The organism is Leptolyngbya sp. Heron Island J, assembly GCF_000482245.1.
Taxonomy (GTDB): Bacteria; Cyanobacteriota; Cyanobacteriia; order Phormidesmidales; family Phormidesmidaceae; genus Leptothoe.
This window is the reverse complement of the sequence record NZ_AWNH01000045.1, coordinates 76,440-91,757: the sequence shown is the minus strand read 5'-3', so window position 1 is coordinate 91,757 and position 15,318 is coordinate 76,440. Positions and strand designations below refer to the sequence as shown.

Annotated in this window: 14 protein-coding genes and 1 tRNA gene; 9 read left to right on the top strand and 6 right to left on the bottom strand. The window is 48.5% G+C overall.

The annotated features are described in order from the left end of the window. Positions 1–15 precede the first annotated feature (15 nt). Complete coding sequence (locus tag N836_RS53100) at positions 16–687, bottom strand: Npun_F0813 family protein (RefSeq protein ID WP_023072982.1); 672 nt, start codon at positions 685–687, stop codon at positions 16–18. Between the two features lie 374 nt (positions 688–1,061). Between N836_RS53100 and N836_RS53095 the strand changes: the two genes are divergently transcribed. Then, positions 1,062–1,134, top strand: a tRNA-Arg gene (locus N836_RS53095). Positions 1,135–1,220: 86 nt separating this feature from the next. On the opposite strand, the gene N836_RS53090 is transcribed toward N836_RS53095, so the two are convergent. Further along, entirely contained in the window at positions 1,221–1,460 is a 240-nt protein-coding gene (locus tag N836_RS53090; protein ID WP_023072981.1) for a hypothetical protein, read from the bottom strand. Positions 1,461–1,941: 481 nt separating this feature from the next. On the opposite strand from N836_RS53090, the gene hpsE reads away from it, so the two are divergent. Further along, the gene (hpsE, locus tag N836_RS53085; RefSeq protein ID WP_023072980.1) at positions 1,942–3,003 is read left to right on the top strand and encodes a hormogonium polysaccharide biosynthesis glycosyltransferase HpsE; all 1,062 of its coding nucleotides are present in this window, start codon (positions 1,942–1,944) and stop codon (positions 3,001–3,003) included. Here the strand turns inward: hpsE and N836_RS53080 are convergent. Continuing rightward, positions 3,000–3,608, bottom strand: a complete 609-nt coding sequence (locus tag N836_RS53080) for a hypothetical protein (RefSeq protein WP_023072979.1) — start codon at positions 3,606–3,608, stop codon at positions 3,000–3,002. The two genes, hpsE and N836_RS53080, sit on opposite strands and share 4 nt — an antisense overlap. 185 nt (positions 3,609–3,793) lie before the next feature. Beyond that, positions 3,794–5,281 (bottom strand): signal recognition particle protein, encoded by a 1,488-nt coding sequence (gene ffh, locus N836_RS53075; RefSeq protein ID WP_023072978.1) that lies wholly within the window; start codon positions 5,279–5,281, stop codon positions 3,794–3,796. A 118-nt stretch (positions 5,282–5,399) separates the two neighbouring features. Here ffh and N836_RS53070 point away from each other — a divergent pair, with 118 nt between their 5' ends. The 7 genes from N836_RS53070 to N836_RS53040 all read left to right on the top strand — a co-directional run bounded on the left by N836_RS53070 (position 5,400) and on the right by N836_RS53040 (position 12,726). Then, positions 5,400–6,371, top strand: coding sequence for a DNA-methyltransferase (locus N836_RS53070; RefSeq protein ID WP_023072977.1), 972 nt, complete (start codon positions 5,400–5,402; stop codon positions 6,369–6,371). A 697-nt stretch (positions 6,372–7,068) separates the two neighbouring features. Next, positions 7,069–7,713, top strand: a complete 645-nt coding sequence (locus N836_RS53065) for a hypothetical protein (RefSeq protein ID WP_023072976.1) — start codon at positions 7,069–7,071, stop codon at positions 7,711–7,713. Between the two features lie 97 nt (positions 7,714–7,810). Beyond that, positions 7,811–9,448, top strand: coding sequence for a peptide chain release factor 3 (locus N836_RS53060; protein ID WP_023072975.1), 1,638 nt, complete (start codon positions 7,811–7,813; stop codon positions 9,446–9,448). Between the two features lie 85 nt (positions 9,449–9,533). Next, positions 9,534–10,724: a cysteine desulfurase family protein gene (locus N836_RS53055; protein WP_023072974.1), complete on the top strand. Its 1,191-nt coding sequence runs from the start codon at positions 9,534–9,536 to the stop codon at positions 10,722–10,724. Positions 10,725–10,809: 85 nt separating this feature from the next. Beyond that, complete coding sequence (locus tag N836_RS53050) at positions 10,810–11,520, top strand: DUF1995 family protein (protein ID WP_031292793.1); 711 nt, start codon at positions 10,810–10,812, stop codon at positions 11,518–11,520. Positions 11,521–11,602: 82 nt separating this feature from the next. After that, positions 11,603–12,157, top strand: a complete 555-nt coding sequence (locus N836_RS53045) for a DUF456 domain-containing protein (protein WP_023072972.1) — start codon at positions 11,603–11,605, stop codon at positions 12,155–12,157. A 41-nt stretch (positions 12,158–12,198) separates the two neighbouring features. Then, on the top strand, positions 12,199–12,726 hold the full coding sequence (locus N836_RS53040) for a pentapeptide repeat-containing protein (protein ID WP_023072971.1): 528 nt from the start codon (positions 12,199–12,201) through the stop codon (positions 12,724–12,726). A gap of 114 nt (positions 12,727–12,840) precedes the next feature. On the opposite strand, the gene N836_RS53035 is transcribed toward N836_RS53040, so the two are convergent. Together N836_RS53035 and N836_RS53030 are read right to left on the bottom strand one after the other, a co-directional pair. After that, positions 12,841–14,040 (bottom strand): aspartate aminotransferase, encoded by a 1,200-nt coding sequence (locus N836_RS53035; protein WP_023072970.1) that lies wholly within the window; start codon positions 14,038–14,040, stop codon positions 12,841–12,843. A gap of 32 nt (positions 14,041–14,072) precedes the next feature. Then, on the bottom strand, positions 14,073–15,197 hold the full coding sequence (locus tag N836_RS53030; RefSeq protein ID WP_036053277.1) for an iron-containing alcohol dehydrogenase family protein: 1,125 nt from the start codon (positions 15,195–15,197) through the stop codon (positions 14,073–14,075). Positions 15,198–15,318 lie beyond the last annotated feature (121 nt).

Here is a 15,318-nt window from a genome sequence, read left to right as displayed (position 1 = left end):
AGTCCAGTGCTGCTATTAGTTCCACAGTTGACCACTCGATAGCTGTTTTAACCAAGTTAAAAACGCATCTCGTTCTGTCGGTGAGAGATCATCCAATGCTTCCAAAGCACGTGCTGTGAAGTTAGATCTCCCGAAGTAGGTTCTACCAATACGATATAGCTCTTTAAATATGATGTTGAGATGATTGGTTTGCCACGCTGGCAAAGCCGCTGAAAAGGGATCTAGCTTTAATAGACCTGTGATTAATTCTGCAGAAGTCATCTGAGGCAGCCGCATCTGTTGCCCAATTTCCGCTAAATCCCCCTCAAAGCGTTTAGCCTGTTTGCCACCCATCAGATCTTCGATATCTTCATACATTGCCTGAATGATTAACACCCCTGCTCTCACATATACAGTGCTAACACCGTTGGCAGAAGCTGCAGATGCTCTTGTTTCAGACGATGACTGCTCTAGTTGAATTTTGCCCCACACGCTAAAACGCTCAGGTTCTTCGAGTAGAACGCAGGCCTTACCACGGTTGTCTGTCAAATCTCGCCAGAGAGTACGCGCTTCTTCTTCTTGAGCAGCGTTAAAAACGCTCAGTAAACGAAAGGTCTGCCCTTGATACGACAAAATCGGAATCTTTTGCTCTTTCGACGGATGCTGAAAACTACCGATTTCTACATCCTGGCGCTTTAAGATGAACATGGTGCCGCTAATAAATGCTAACCCGAGGAGCCCACGCTATTAGCTTGAGCGAGTAAACCCTTAGTCTATTGATCTGCTTTTCTGTCTTTAATCCTATGAGTAAGTTAAACCTAACTCATTACGATAGTAGAAAAACGATAGTAGAAAAACCTTTGATTAAAACCAATTTGTGACCCCAGCGTACCCAGTTCGCTGTTCTTCAGTGCACAGACTGCATCCGAGATAATCATTAGCCATGCTAGATTATGGTTAAGATCGCCTACACTTAGTGATTAGATTCTGGGTAATCAATAGCTGCCTACTGAATATAGGATTGGTCATTTATTGAGATAAACCTGGATGAGGGCAAAAAAAGATTGCCCTACTAATGTTGAGGACCCTTAGCTCAGTGGATAGAGCAACCGCCTTCTAAGCGGTCGGTCACTGGTTCGAATCCAGTAGGGTCCGTTTGATAAATCTGAAGGCCAATAGCAGTTTTTGGCAAAATGAGCCTGAATTTGAGACGATTTCATAACTCAGCCCAATAGGCTCAATTAATCTGGAGACTGACTACTTTCGCCAGGCGGACTTATGATTGCTTGTTCCTCAAGCAGTTTCAGCATTCTGATCAGGGTTTCTATCTTGGCCCCCTTATAGCGTTTACGCTCACGTTGTTCAAGGGCTTGTTTGCTAACACCAAGAGCATTAGCAGCATCAGTCATGGTTGGAAATACAAGCTTCCTTGCAGCGATTAATCTATCAGGTAGGTTTTCTAGCCAGTCAGATGCTTTCATGGTGAGTCAACCTATGGTTTGGCAAAACAATATAGCTAACCAACTTTAGACTGTCAACGGGGATCGCCTGGCAGTCGGGGCTATAGCACCTATATAGCTCAGGACGAAAGCATGAGGATGGATGAATGAAGTAGGTGCCTGCAGTGGTCACGTTTCCAGGCTCTAAATTGTTCTAACCAACCCTGCTCCCGTTGCTATATTTGCACCCAGATTTAAGGAAATGTCCTCTGCCATGTGTCAATTAATGCGAATGAGTGCCGGTGTAATCGCTCTAGCCAGTCTTTATATGCACCGTCCCAAAAGTATTGCTATCTTCAGGTATCCCAGGACATTGATCACCTGTAGGTGTGCAGAAATGTGTGGGTATAATTTGCGACTCTAAACCAATCGAGGGGAACGCTGAAAGTAACATGCGCTGGACTTAACTGCAGCTGGAGTCTTGTCAGTTCGGCAACCTAACTATTCTTTGGGTCCCTTTTTCATGATTAGTGTCTTAGAGCATTGCGATCGCTTAGTTGGATTAAGACATACATTTAGCCGCTTCTTTCCTGAAAAAGTTAATTTAGATTTCTCTGTCGCTATTCCTACCTACAATGGTGCTCAGCGTTTAGCTAGGGTACTAGAGTCTTTGCGCTGGCAGCTAAATACCCATGAACTTAGTTGGGAAGTCATTGTTATCGACAACAATAGTACGGATGACACGGCCAGTATCGTTCAGCACTATCAGCGTCAGTGGAGCCCGCAGGTGCCGCTTCGCTATGGGGTTGAATCCAAGCAAGGTGCTGCCTATGCTCGTCAGAAAGCAATTCAGATGGCAAGAAGTCCAATCGTGGGATTTCTGGATGATGATACGCTGCCTGACATGACCTGGATCGTCTCAGCCTATCGTTTCGCCCAAAAGCATCCGCAGGCCGGTGTGATCGCTAGTCGCATTCGTGGAAACTTTGAAACTACGCCCCCTAAAAACTTTGAGCGTATAGCCTCTTTATTAGCCCTGACTGAGCGTGGTTCTCGGCCGCTGCTGTATGCTCCTCAACACAAGGTGATTCCACCATCAGCGGGGATGGTGGTGAGACGGCGAGCATGGCTCGATCATGTTCCTCAAGAACTAGTGCTGACAGGCCGGACTAGCACCAGCATGTTAACTGGTGAAGATACGGAATCAATATTGCATATGCAACGGGCAGGGTGGGAAGTCTGGTATAACCCCAAAATGCGTCTGCAACATCAAATTCCTAGCTCTCGATTAACCCGACAATACCTCCGAAAACTGTGCTGTGGTATTGGGTTAAGTCGTTATCGAACTCGCATGCTGAGCGTTGCACCATGGCAACGTCCATTGATGATGCCTTTATACGTCGCGAACGATGTCCGCAAGATATTACGTCATTGTTTTCGCTATCGCCAGGATGTTATCTATGATGATGTCGCCGCGTGTGAACTCACACTTTATATCGCTAGCCTGATCAGCCCCTGTTTCATGGTGCAGCGTGGCATCAAGCAGCGACTAGAAAAGATAGGAATTACTCAGCTGAACGGTTAACTATCCGACGAGTATTGCTGCTGGAGATAGCTTTCTAAGCGATCAACATCTTCAGCCAAAAGAACATTTAGTTTGCCTGTGGTGCTCACACCGTTGGCATCGGGAGTAATTTCAACCCAATAGGCGTAGAGGTTTCCCAAACGCACTTCACCCTCGATAGTACTGCTCTCAGAAAAGTAGCTATAGATAGCCTGAGCGCGACGATAGTCGGCATAGATATCTGGTCCGTAAAGATTACGTAGGGAATCTTCTAGCCGACTCACAGTAACTGGCTGATCATAATCTACTAGCGTAAATTCTTCTCGACGTACGATGTTGAAACTTCGTTGTCTGCTGTTTGAAGACCAAATGCCATTATTTCCAGCTCGTTGAAAACCACCTATGGGAAAAACACTGGCTTGAAATGTAAACCGACGCGAGGGAATATCTGCCCGGTGCACGCGTAACCCTTCACGACTATCGGCCCGTAACGTGGGATGCCCCTGAATCCAGGTTTTAACTTCATTCACAGAATATCCTGGCAAACCATAGCTGGGGCCTGCAGCTATTAAAGTCGGCAAACTTATCCCTAGGGTCAGCAAGCCAAAGGCAATACGTTTGTTCATAGCTCCTGTTGGTGGTTTCAAATCTCGTTGATTAGTATGCCCACATAGATCCTGGAGCTATGCTGCGAACATACTCTTTATAAGCGTTGCTCATTTGGAGAATGAACTGACCGCTTAGAAAGCCTACATAGCGAACTCTTTAAAGCGACAAGCATATCGGGACACGGCAGCGTCTGAGTTAGTTCCTAAAGAGTGCCAAAGCCCTTTTTCTTTTTCTTTTTTTTGCTCTTTTTGGAGCCCGCACTATAGCCACGAAAACCTGGCCGACCACCCCCCATACCGGGCATGCCCATACCAGGCATACCGCCCCCCATACCTGGCATGCCGCCACCCATGCCAGGAAAGCCCCCCATGCCGGGAAGACCTCCCATGCCCCCCTGGCCCATTTGCTTCATCATGGAACGCATTTTCTGGAAATCGCTGACTAGCTTGCTAACGTCTTTATCACCATAGCCCGAGCCCTTGGCAATTCGGCGACGACGGCTAGGAGAGTTGGCCAGCAGATCTGGATCTTCTCGTTCCTGCTTGGTCATGGAGTTAATCATGGACTCACATCGACGGAGCTGGGTTTCACCCTGTTGCAGCTGGTCTGCAGATAATTTGTTAGACATACCCGGAATCAATTTCATGATCCCGGTTAATGAGCCCATATTTTTCATCAAGCGAGTTTGCTTGAGAAAGTCGTTAAAGTCAAATCGCGCTTCTAAAATTTTAGTCTGCAACTTTTCCGCATCGGCGATATCGACTTCTTCTTGCGCCTTTTCTACAAGAGTGAGTACGTCTCCCATCCCTAAGATACGAGAGGCCATACGATCCGGGTAGAAGGGCTGTAATGCTTCTACTTTTTCCCCAATACCGATGAATTTGATCGGCTTGCCTGAAATTTGTCGGATTGATAAAGCTGCACCGCCGCGTGAGTCTCCATCCATTTTGGTGAGGATGGCCCCGGTGATCCCAATTTGCTCGTGGAACGTTTGGGTCAGAGTAGCTGCTTCTTGTCCTGTCATGGCATCTACTACCAGCAGGACTTCATCAGGACGAATGGCTGTTTTTATTTGCTCCAGCTCAGCCATCATGTCTTGGTCGATCTGTAATCGACCGGCGGTGTCGACAATCACTGTATTGACGCCATCTTCTTTAGCTTTGGCAATTCCGGCTTTAGCAATTTCAACAGGATTGGCATCGGTGCCCTGCTCAAAGACAGGCACATCGATCTGCTTACCTAGAGTAATGAGCTGATCAACGGCAGCTGGACGATAGACGTCTGTTGCTACCAGCATTGCTGAGCGTTCCTGCTTGCGCAGATGGAGGGCTAGTTTAGCGGATGCAGTGGTTTTACCGGTTCCTTGTAGACCGGCCATGAGCACCACGGTCGGCTTGCTTTTGGTATCAACCAGAGGTTCATTGGCATCCCCCATCAGGGTGACTAGCTCGTCGTAGACAATCTTGATGAACTGTTGATCGGGAGCCACTCCGGCAACGACCTCAGCCCCTTGAGCTTTCTCCTGAACGTCAGTGACAAAATCCTTAACGACGTTAAAGTTGACGTCGGCCTCTAATAATGCACGTCTAACTTCCCGCAGTGCCTCTTTTATATTGGAATCTGAGATTTTATCTTGACCGCGTAGGGTCTTCCAAGCAGATTCAAATCGTTCTGAGAGGGCTTCAAACATAGGAAGAAGGGAAATCGGTTAACCGGAGTATTGTTCCATACTAATCGCTTTCTCCCGTCTACCGAATATCGAACCTGCAAACACTTGCTATGCTGCTTTAGATGCAAACTTCAAACGAATGAACGGGGATAAAAAACGAGCGCCGAATAATCGGACGTTAGTCTTGAGTGCAGATGATCGTCGCACCTATCGTCAGAAACTCGTTCAGCTCACTCAAGATAATGCATCGCACCAGACGTTTCAAAATATAACTATTTGGCAGGATGCCTTTGCGGCATTGCCGCTATTACCTAGTAAGTTTGTCGATTTACTAGTTGTTGATCCCCCTTACAACCGGTTTAAGGTTTTTAATCGCTCCACATTTACCCACCGCTCGCTAGAAGCTTATGAAACCTGGTTAGATAGCTGGATGTCAGAGGTTATTCGATTACTTAAGCCGAATGCATCTGCTTATATTTGCTGTGACTGGCAATCGTCGCCTGCGGTATACAGTGTCTTCTCTCGTTATTTTATTGTTCGTAGTCGGATTACCTGGGAACGGGAAAAAGGTCGGGGATCAAAACAAAACTGGAAAAATGCGTCGGAAGATATCTGGTTTGGCACTCTATCTAAGGAGTATTGGTTTGATGTTGAGGCGGTTAAGCTGAAACGTCGAGTACTGGCTCCCTATCGCGATCGCAACGGCAATCCCAAAGACTGGCAAACGACAGACAACGGTAAGTTCAGGATTACCCATCCATCTAACCTCTGGACAGATATTTCGATTCCATTTTGGTCAATGCCAGAAAATACGGATCATCCCACCCAAAAACCAGAAAAACTGATTGCCAAAATAGTTTTAGCCAGCAGTCAACCAGGAGATATGGTGTTCGATCCCTTCTTGGGTTCAGGCACCACATCGGTAGTGGCTAAAAAACTCAGCCGCTGCTATGTCGGGATTGAAATGGATGAGGAATATGCTTGCATGGCTGAAAAGCGCCTGAATTTAGCCGACTCCCAGCCTGAAATTCAAGGATACGCTGGGGGGTATTTCTGGGAACGCAATAGTCTAAGTTCTCAACAACAAGCCCGACGACAGCAAGGACGATAAACTTAGCAGTCTTACTTGTTCTGTAGATTTTTAGCTCTAGAACAGGTTTGATAAAACCATACTGTGAAGACAGAGCAAAACCCGTTGACTGTTTAAAGCCTTAAACAGTCAGTATTTTCGGCGTAGACCAGTCATTACAAATTCTAAAAACTGTCCTAGAGGTACATATATGCCGCCAGGAGTAGCCCATAATGGGAACATAAATTTAGCGAAAGCTACGTAAATACTGGGAATATCGTTCGAGACGGCACAACACTGTTTTGATGACAGCGGCAATCATTGATTGGACTTGATTTTGCAAATTATTAACGTCCAATCTTAGTATTTGTGATCTTAGGCACTTGTGAACAAGATATTGTCTTGTTTAAAGTCAAGTTTTCTGTTGGTTTGAGGGCTTGCATTAGTGCTCCTGATGCAGGTGCCACTGGGGAGCTTTGGCAAGGTCTGGAGCTTACTGTGTATAGCTAAAAAAATGCTGGTTTTAGGAAATCGAGTCAGTCTCAGCATCTTTTTGAGTGAGAAGTGACTGAAATGTTCGGTTTTGCGATCGCGCCAGCGTAGGTTAAAAGCAGTAACTTTCCTCAAGCTGATCGAATGTTTAGTAGCAGCGGCTGTACTCACAGTTTTTCAGGTGCTTAAAACGTCGTCACTTTAGGTTGAAAGAGAATATTGTTACAGGGGCGAATAGGAATCAGCTATGGTCGCATCTAAACTAGGGCAGCTAAGTAAGCAGGGATTGCTCATATTAGGCATAGTCAGTCTCATCGGAGGCATTAAAGCTGCCAGCAAATTTATTAATGTCGCAGATGCCGTTATGACCCAGCCCCAGGCGACATCCAATGCCGCTGTGCAAAGTGCCACGGAGTTTTTTGTCTGTAGTGAAGCCAATGACTGGCAGCGCCCCAGCCAGGACCAACAACAGAAGCAGTTGGCTAACGATGAACGTTACAGTGAACTCCTGCAAGATAAAGATTTTCAGCAATTAGCCAATCAGTTTTGGCAGCATGATGTCCTGAGTTTTACAACCTATGGTCTGAGTGCTCGTATGGAGCCCATTAACCTATCAGGGTTATGGTCTGTGACCGACGATATTTGGGCCAGCTGCTATAGCCATGATCAGGGCAGTGCCATTAATGATGGTACCCTGGCCGAAGCCTGGTTATTACATCATCACGTTGTTGATTTACAGTGGCAGGATGATCACTATGTCATGGTGGTAGAGCCTGACGCTCAAGGTATGCAAGTTGTTCAGTTTACTCGGCGTGAGTCAGAGGCCGAGTTACCGCTCACGGTGGTTACTACTCAAGGTGTGGTGGTTGAGCATCATGATGCTGACTGGTAGTCTCCCAGACAGTAGGCACTGGACAGTACAATGGGATTTACCTCAGATCTGTCTAGACCTGGGGATCGTGTAACGCTCAATGAGCTGAATCACCCCCATGACCTCCACCCTATCGTCTCCAGCTACTATTGATGCCGCTGTTGAGCAGCGTCGTAATTTTGCGATCATTTCCCACCCTGACGCTGGTAAAACAACCCTGACTGAAAAGCTACTTCTGTACGGAGGTGCTATTCATGAAGCCGGTTCGGTCAAAGCTCGTCGGGCTCAACGCCATGCTGTTTCTGACTGGATGGAACTAGAACAGCAGCGGGGGATTTCGATTACCTCGACGGTGCTGCAGTTTAACTATAGTGACTATCGCATCAATCTGCTGGATACCCCAGGTCACCAAGACTTTAGTGAAGACACGTACCGCACCCTGGCCGCAGCGGATAACGCTGTCATGTTGGAAGATGCGGCGAAAGGATTGGAGCCTCAGACACGCAAGCTGTTTGAAGTGTGTAAGATGCGTGGTTTGCCAATTTTTACCTTCTTCAACAAATTAGATCGCCCTGGTCAAGAGCCGCTGGCCCTCTTGGATGAAATTGAAAAAGAACTGGAGCTATTTACATATGCTGTGAATTGGCCCATTGGCATGGGAGATCGCTTCAAAGGGGTTTTTGATCGACGTAAGCAACAAGTTCATTTGTTTGAGCGCTCGGCCCACGGTAGTAAAGCCGCTGCTAACACAGTGCTGGAATGGGGTGATCCCCGCATTGAAGAATTGATTGATGACGATGATGTCTATAGTCAGTTTTTAGAAGAACTGGAAATGCTAGATGAGCTAGGTCCTGAATTAGATTTGGAGCTGGTGCATGCAGGTGAAATGACTCCTGTTTTCTTTGGCAGCGCCATGACTAATTTTGGTGTGGAACTGTTTTTGCAATCGTTTTTAGATTTTGCGCTACAGCCAGGTCCCCGAGAAAGCACCGTTGGTCCAGTACCTCCTACCCGAGAAGAGTTTTCTGGGTTTGTATTTAAGCTGCAGGCAAATATGGACCCGCGCCATCGAGATCGCGTGGCCTTTGTTCGGGTCTGCTCGGGTCGATTTGAAAAAGATATGGTGGTTAACCATGCCCGATCTGGCAAAAACGTACGGTTATCTCATCCACAAAAGTTGTTTGGTCAAGGACGTGAGTCCTTAGATGCGGCCTACCCGGGCGATGTCATCGGTCTCAATAATCCAGGTGTCTTTGCCATTGGGGACACTATCTATCAGGGCAAAAAGCTGGAGTATGAGGGTATCCCATTTTTCTCACCTGAGTTATTTGCCTACCTGAAGAATCCCAACCCTTCTAAGTTTAAGCAGTTTCGCAAAGGGGTATCTGAGCTGCGGGAAGAAGGGGCGGTGCAAATTATGTATTCGGCAGATGAGTCGAAGCGGGATCCAATTCTGGCGGCGGTAGGGCAGCTGCAGTTTGAGGTGGTGCAGTTCCGTTTGAAGAATGAATATAACGTTGAGACTATGCTGGAAATCTTGCCCTACAGTGTGGCTCGCTGGGTGACGGGGGGCTGGGATGCATTAAAAGAGGCTGGTCGGTTGTTTAATACGGTGACCGTTAAAGATAGCTATGGCCGTCCGGTGTTGCTGTTCCGTAATGAGTGGAATTGTCAGCAAGTGGAAGGGGATCATCCGAAACTGGCGTTGAGTAAAACAGCTCCGGTTGTTTCTGGTAAGGAGCCAGAAGATATCTAGGCGAGGCAGTCTCTGACAATTGCCTGAATAGGGCTCTGGCCACTCTAACGGCAAACTATTATAGATAGGCACTACAGAGCATGTCATGCAGATCTATTTAGACTACAGTGCCACTACACCGCCGCGACCCGAAGCCATCGCTGCGATGGCTTCGGTGATGAAAGATAGCTGGGGTAATCCATCGAGTTTACACAGCTGGGGTAGTCGGGCAGCTACGGTTATGGAAACAGCACGGATGCAGGTGGCTGATCTGATGGGTGCCCCTGCAGATTCGGTGGTGTTTACTGCCAGTGGTACCGAGGCCAATAACCTGGCGGTTATGGGGGTGGCGCAGCAGTATCGTAAGCCGCGCCATATGATTATTTCGGCGGTTGAGCATTCTGCGATCGCAAAGCCTGCGGCACTACTCGAACAGTGGGGATGGCAAATCACCCGATTACCAGTGAATTCCTATGGTCAGGTAAATCCAGAAGATTTAGCTAGGGCATTACGTGAAGATACTGTCCTGGTGTCCATTATCTATGGGCAAAGCGAGGTGGGGACAGTACAGCCGATTGCACAGCTAGTCGATGTGATCGAAGAGAGCGATCACCTGTCTAAGCCGCTCTTCCATTCCGACGCTGTTCAGGTGCTTGGCCGATTACCGATCGATGTGCAAAAACTGGGCGTAGATTTACTGTCCATCTCAAGCCACAAGCTTTATGGCCCACAAGGGGCAGGAGCACTTTATGTGAAACCGGCCACTGAGCTGCTGCCATTGATTAATGGCGGTGGGCAAGAGAATAATTTGAGATCGGGGACTCAGGCTGTGGCCACCATTGCCGGGTTTGGAGTGGCGGCTGACCTGGCTGGTCAGGAACTCGCTCAGGAACAGTCGCGATTGCTGAAGTTGCGCGATCGTTTAATTGACCGCTTGCACGATCATCCTGAGTTAATGCTGACTGGCCACCTACAGCAGCGGTTACCGCATCATGTCAGCTTTTACCTACCCCATGCAGATGGGAAGCGGATCTCTGGTAGAACCCTGGTGCGTCAGTTGAATCTGGCTGGTATTGGCATTAGTGCAGGGTCGGCTTGTCATAGTGGCAAGCTCACACCGAGTCCGATTCTCAAAGCCATGGGATTTAGTGATCGAGAGGCTCAGACCGGTATACGTCTGACCCTCGGGCATCAGACAACCGCAGCAGATGTTGATTGGACGGCGATTGTGCTGAGGCAGATTGTTGATCGTGAGATGGCGAGTCAGCCCGTGATGGCTAGATCAGGATATCAATGATAATCCCATAACGAAATTCAAACGCTTGGTTCCAAAAAAGCTGATAATCAAAGTTGATCGATTTCTGGAAACGAAAAATCTAACCATGTCTGACCTGCCGACTAGCCTTGAGGAAACCATCGATCAAGCTATTGCCTCGACTAAGGCAGCCATTGAAGATGGTATCACCCGTTTGCAGGTGGAAATGGTGATTCCAGAACTCAAGCAGCAGCCCATTGCTGAGCGTTTCCTAACCTTGTTCCAAGATCTAGGGTTGCAGTTCAAGGTTTATTTTCCTGATGCCGGGGCAGCAGCTCTGGCTAAGCGGGATTGGGGTAACCCAGATTTTACGATTCGGGGGATCAACGAAAGTCAGGCTGGGATTACTCCTGATGATGAGGCTTTTCTGATAGTTAATCCTTCTGCTGTTGAAGTGCAGGACGTGGAAAAACTCTGTAATGAAGCTCAAGATCGCCCCGTTATTTTACTCAATCCTCAGTTAGAAGATGTCAGCATTGTTGGCATTGGCTACGCCGCTCGTCAGCTGCGTGAGCGCTTCTTAAGCACATTGACTTCGGCCTATTATTACCGCCCAATGCCCGATGCTGCGGTGCTGCGTCGTCACCCTCAGGGTTGGCAAGTTTTGCAAGAAGTGGGGGACCAGTATGAGCTTAAAGCCGAACTGCCCGAACGTCCTTCTAGCGAAGTGCTTGAAAAAGTCCTTTACGGTGAAGATAACGACAATAACGATGCTCCTAAGCCGAAAAAAAGCTTGCTCGGTGAACTGCAAAAGTTTCTGAAAGCCCTCAGCCAGTAGGGAATACCGAAGTAAGTGGCATTGTCAGGCTGATCCATCGCCCGTTAGAGTACACATAGTCGTGTGCTCAAGATAGACATAGATGGCTATAGGACTAATTATTCTCTATTGGGTCCTGCTCATTGTCATGGCAGCTGGCATTGTTGGTTCCTTGATTCCTGTATTTCCAGGTATTGGTTTAATTGTTGCAGCCATTGTCGTTTGGGGTGCGACCGCAGGTTTTACAAAAGCAGTCTATATTGCGCTAGGTGTTGCCATTGCCATATTTGCTATCACAACGGCGATTGACTACCTGGCTGGGTATGTCGGTGCGAAAAAGGTAGGAGCCAGTAGCTGGGGACAGATTGGGGCCTTGGTTGGTATGCTATTAGGCCTTGTGGGTTTTCTGCCTGCTCTCCCCATTGGCGGGCCTATTTTGGGTCTTTTGTTTGGCTCAATGCTGGGCGCGTTTGTCGGTGAAATGTTGCATCGGCGGGACTTAGGATTGTTAGCACGATGTCAACTGGGAGCAAAAGTCAGCCTGGCGATTGTGGTTAGTTCCCTGTTAGGAAACGTCATTGCCGGAATATTGTCTATGATTGCAACAGTGGTGTTCCTAATAGCGACCTGGTCGACGGTGATGTCACCAGCGCTATAAGCCGTTGTTGAAAACCTGAAGTCTCTGACTTTTCGCACAAAATGGCCCACCCAGAACACTTGGAACTCTTGCACGCTGGGGTTAGAGTTTGGAATCGCTGGCGTCAACAAAATGCCCAAATCCGTCCAAATCTGAGAGCCGCCGATCTCAAAAGCGTTGATTTAACCGGATTTGACCTCCAGCAGGCTTATCTAAGCTGTGCTGATTTGAGCCGGGCTTATCTCTTTGAAGCCAACCTGAGAGCAACTAATTTTCAGGGTGCGAATCTGAGCCACTGCTGTCTAATTGGTTCTGATTTAACGCAAGCTTACTTAGCCAATGCGAATTTGTACCATGCCTATTTGTCCCAGGCAAATTTGACTGAGGCCTATTTTGGGCACGCCAATTTGGAAAAGGCGAATCTCACCGATACTGTGGTTAATCGAGCCTATTTTGGTCAGGCCAACATCAGGGAAACTGACTTTAGTGATGCTAGAGATTTGGGACCTTTGCAGCTCAGATTAGCACGTAATTTTGAGCTGACTAGTTTGTCAGGGGGTGAAGATTCAGAGCAACCGTTAGTTGCTTAAGAGCTGGAAATTGCTATCTGTTCCATGACCATAGGCAGACAACCTTGTGCTGCGTTTCGACTCAGCACGAGCTATCTACTTAAGTAACAACGTTGGTTGCAAATCCGCGCATTATTAAGCTGTGACCGAAGACGGATAATGCACTCCGGCTTGCTTGAGGCGCTGGAGCGCTTCTTGCAACCTCTCTTCTTCAGCAATCAAGCTCACGCGCACAAATCCTTCACCGCCTTCACCAAAGGCACTGCCTGGAGTCACGACCACCCCTGTTGTTTGCAGAACATGGAACGCGAAATCAGCCGCGGTCATATCTGGAGGGCATGGCACCCATAGATACATAGTGGCTTTGGTTTTGGGGACGTCCCAGCCTAGCTCTGCTAGCCCGGCAATCAGACAGTCTCGTCGGGTGCGATAGCGGTGACGTACTTCTTCCAGATAGGAGTCGGGGAGGTTTAGGGCTGTTTCTGCCGCAGTTTGAATGGCGGAGAAAATACCGTAGTCAAGATTGGTTTTGAGGGTGCGCAACCCTTGAATAATATGGCGGTTGCCAACCACAAAGCCTACGCGCCAACCAGCCATGTGATAGGTCTTGGATAGGGTGTGGAACTCGACACTGAATTCTTTGGCACCAGGAATTTCAAGGACGCTGGTGGGCTGATAGCCGTCAAAGGCGAGTTCGGCGTAGCACAGATCATGGACGAGCATGATTTCGTAGTGCTTGGCGAAGGAGACAATTTCTTCAAAGAATGCACGGGGAGCGGTAGCCCCAGTCGGGTTATTGGGATAGTTGAAGTACAGGACTTTAGCCTGACGCGCTACGTGCTCTGGGATTGTGGAGATGTCGATCAGCCAGTCGTTCTCTGGGGTCAACATCAGGGGATGGATATGGGCGTTGGCGATCGCGGGTCCCCGAAAATGGGCCGGATACGACGGCGTTGGTACCAGCACCGTATCACCGGGATCAAGATAGGCCAAGGCTAGGTGCGTTAACCCTTCTTTAGAACCCAGCAGCGGCAGCGCCTCTCCCTCGGGATCAAGGCTGACACCATAGCGGCGATGATACCAGGCCGTAATCGCATTGCGAAAACTGGCAGTGCCTTCAAAGGGAGGATAGCCGTGGTGGTTGGGATCAGCCAATGCTTTTTGGGCTGCTTCGATCACTGGCGCGGGAGTGGGACCACCGGGATTGCCCATGCCTAGATCAATTAAATCCAAACCTTGGGCTCGGGCATTGGCTTTAAGTTCATCTAGACGCGCAAAGGCATAGGGAGGCAGTTGCTCGAGTCGCTGTGCCTTTTTCATCCAAACTGGGGTCATGGCCTACCTCCTCATGACTAGTGTGACGTTGATTAGACTTTGGTTAAAGTAGACGCGGGCGATGGGGCGCGTCTACAGGGAGCTGTCGTTGAGACCATTGCAGCCATTACTTGCTGAGGACTGACCTCAAACGGTAAATGGTGAATGTCTGACTTCGGCTGACAGGCAAACTCAGCAGCCTGTCGTAATTCAATTAAGGACATCTCTCCTAAACCTAGATCTCCCAGGGTCATGGGCAAACCAATTTGGGTATAAAACCGAAGTAGTTGCTGACGGGCAGCTACAGCGAGAGCATTGCCCGATTCCATTTCCTCTAAGCGCAGTTGAACTAAGATACCATAGGCTACTTTTTCGCCATGGAGCATGTTGTGGCTAGCAGGGATTTGGGTGAGACCATTGTGGATCGCATGGGCGGCAACAGTGCGACACTGGGCTCCACCCATGCCACCAATGACGCCAGCCATGAGCACTGAAGCATCTACCACTTCGCGCCAGTCATCTCCACCAGGATTCTCTAAGGCTGTGACTGATTTCTGAAAGAGAATATCTCGCAGCACTCGCGCCTGCTGCACGGCTCCAATAATCAGGGTTTGGGAGGAATGACCACTGCTAACGGAGGCTTCGTACCACTTTGCGATCGCATCCCCAATTCCCGCTATTAGCGTGCGTTTAGGGGCAGTTGCTACTAGATCGTAGTCCAGCAGTAACAAAGTCGGACAAACCGGCAGCCCGACATCGTAACGAAAGGCTCCCTGCTCAGAATATACATTGGATAATGCCGTCCAGGCCGCACAGGTTGCAGCTGAGGTGGGGATTGTGACCACTGGCCGTTTAACTTGATGGCCTAACAGCTTAGCGGCATCCAGCGCTTTGCCGCCCCCCACCCCAATGATCACATCAGCCGCATGTTCTGCGACGGCCTGACGCAACTTTGCCAGCGCCGTTTCACAGCAGTCAGTCTGATAAGACGCCTGCGCAACTTTGAGGCCACTGAGCATCTCAGTTAAAAAAGGGATGGCTGTTTGCAGGGTGCGATCTCCCCCCACCAACAAAGGACGTTGTCCTAACCTAGCAACTAGGGGACCACACTCAGATAAAATTCCTGAGCCACGTACCACCTGAGCCGGAGCGACCATCAACGTAGATAACGTAGACATAGTTGATTCTTAGCAATCAGTAAAAATCTTGGGAAACATGATGGCTACTGAAACAGTATCTGTAACCTACAGTCTGACTATCACGTTAGGGATTAACAAAAATGGGGTTCTGCCAGAACAG

Bases quoted from the DNA above. Each gene is read 5' to 3' on its own strand.
- N836_RS53070 (WP_023072977.1), top strand. From the start codon at position 5,400: ATGAACGGGGATAAAAAACGAGCGCCGAATAATCGGACGTTAGTCTTG.
- N836_RS53080 (WP_023072979.1), bottom strand. From the start codon at position 3,608: ATGAACAAACGTATTGCCTTTGGCTTGCTGACCCTAGGGATAAGTTTG.
- N836_RS53035 (WP_023072970.1), bottom strand. From the start codon at position 14,040: ATGACCCCAGTTTGGATGAAAAAGGCACAGCGACTCGAGCAACTGCCT.
- N836_RS53040 (WP_023072971.1), top strand. From the start codon at position 12,199: ATGGCCCACCCAGAACACTTGGAACTCTTGCACGCTGGGGTTAGAGTT.
- N836_RS53090 (WP_023072981.1), bottom strand. From the start codon at position 1,460: ATGAAAGCATCTGACTGGCTAGAAAACCTACCTGATAGATTAATCGCT.
- N836_RS53055 (WP_023072974.1), top strand. From the start codon at position 9,534: ATGCAGATCTATTTAGACTACAGTGCCACTACACCGCCGCGACCCGAA.
- N836_RS53065 (WP_023072976.1), top strand. From the start codon at position 7,069: ATGGTCGCATCTAAACTAGGGCAGCTAAGTAAGCAGGGATTGCTCATA.
- N836_RS53060 (WP_023072975.1), top strand. From the start codon at position 7,811: ATGACCTCCACCCTATCGTCTCCAGCTACTATTGATGCCGCTGTTGAG.
- hpsE (WP_023072980.1), top strand. From the start codon at position 1,942: ATGATTAGTGTCTTAGAGCATTGCGATCGCTTAGTTGGATTAAGACAT.
- N836_RS53030 (WP_036053277.1), bottom strand. From the start codon at position 15,197: ATGTCTACGTTATCTACGTTGATGGTCGCTCCGGCTCAGGTGGTACGT.
- N836_RS53050 (WP_031292793.1), top strand. From the start codon at position 10,810: ATGTCTGACCTGCCGACTAGCCTTGAGGAAACCATCGATCAAGCTATT.
- ffh (WP_023072978.1), bottom strand. From the start codon at position 5,281: ATGTTTGAAGCCCTCTCAGAACGATTTGAATCTGCTTGGAAGACCCTA.
- N836_RS53045 (WP_023072972.1), top strand. From the start codon at position 11,603: ATGGCTATAGGACTAATTATTCTCTATTGGGTCCTGCTCATTGTCATG.
- N836_RS53100 (WP_023072982.1), bottom strand. From the start codon at position 687: ATGTTCATCTTAAAGCGCCAGGATGTAGAAATCGGTAGTTTTCAGCAT.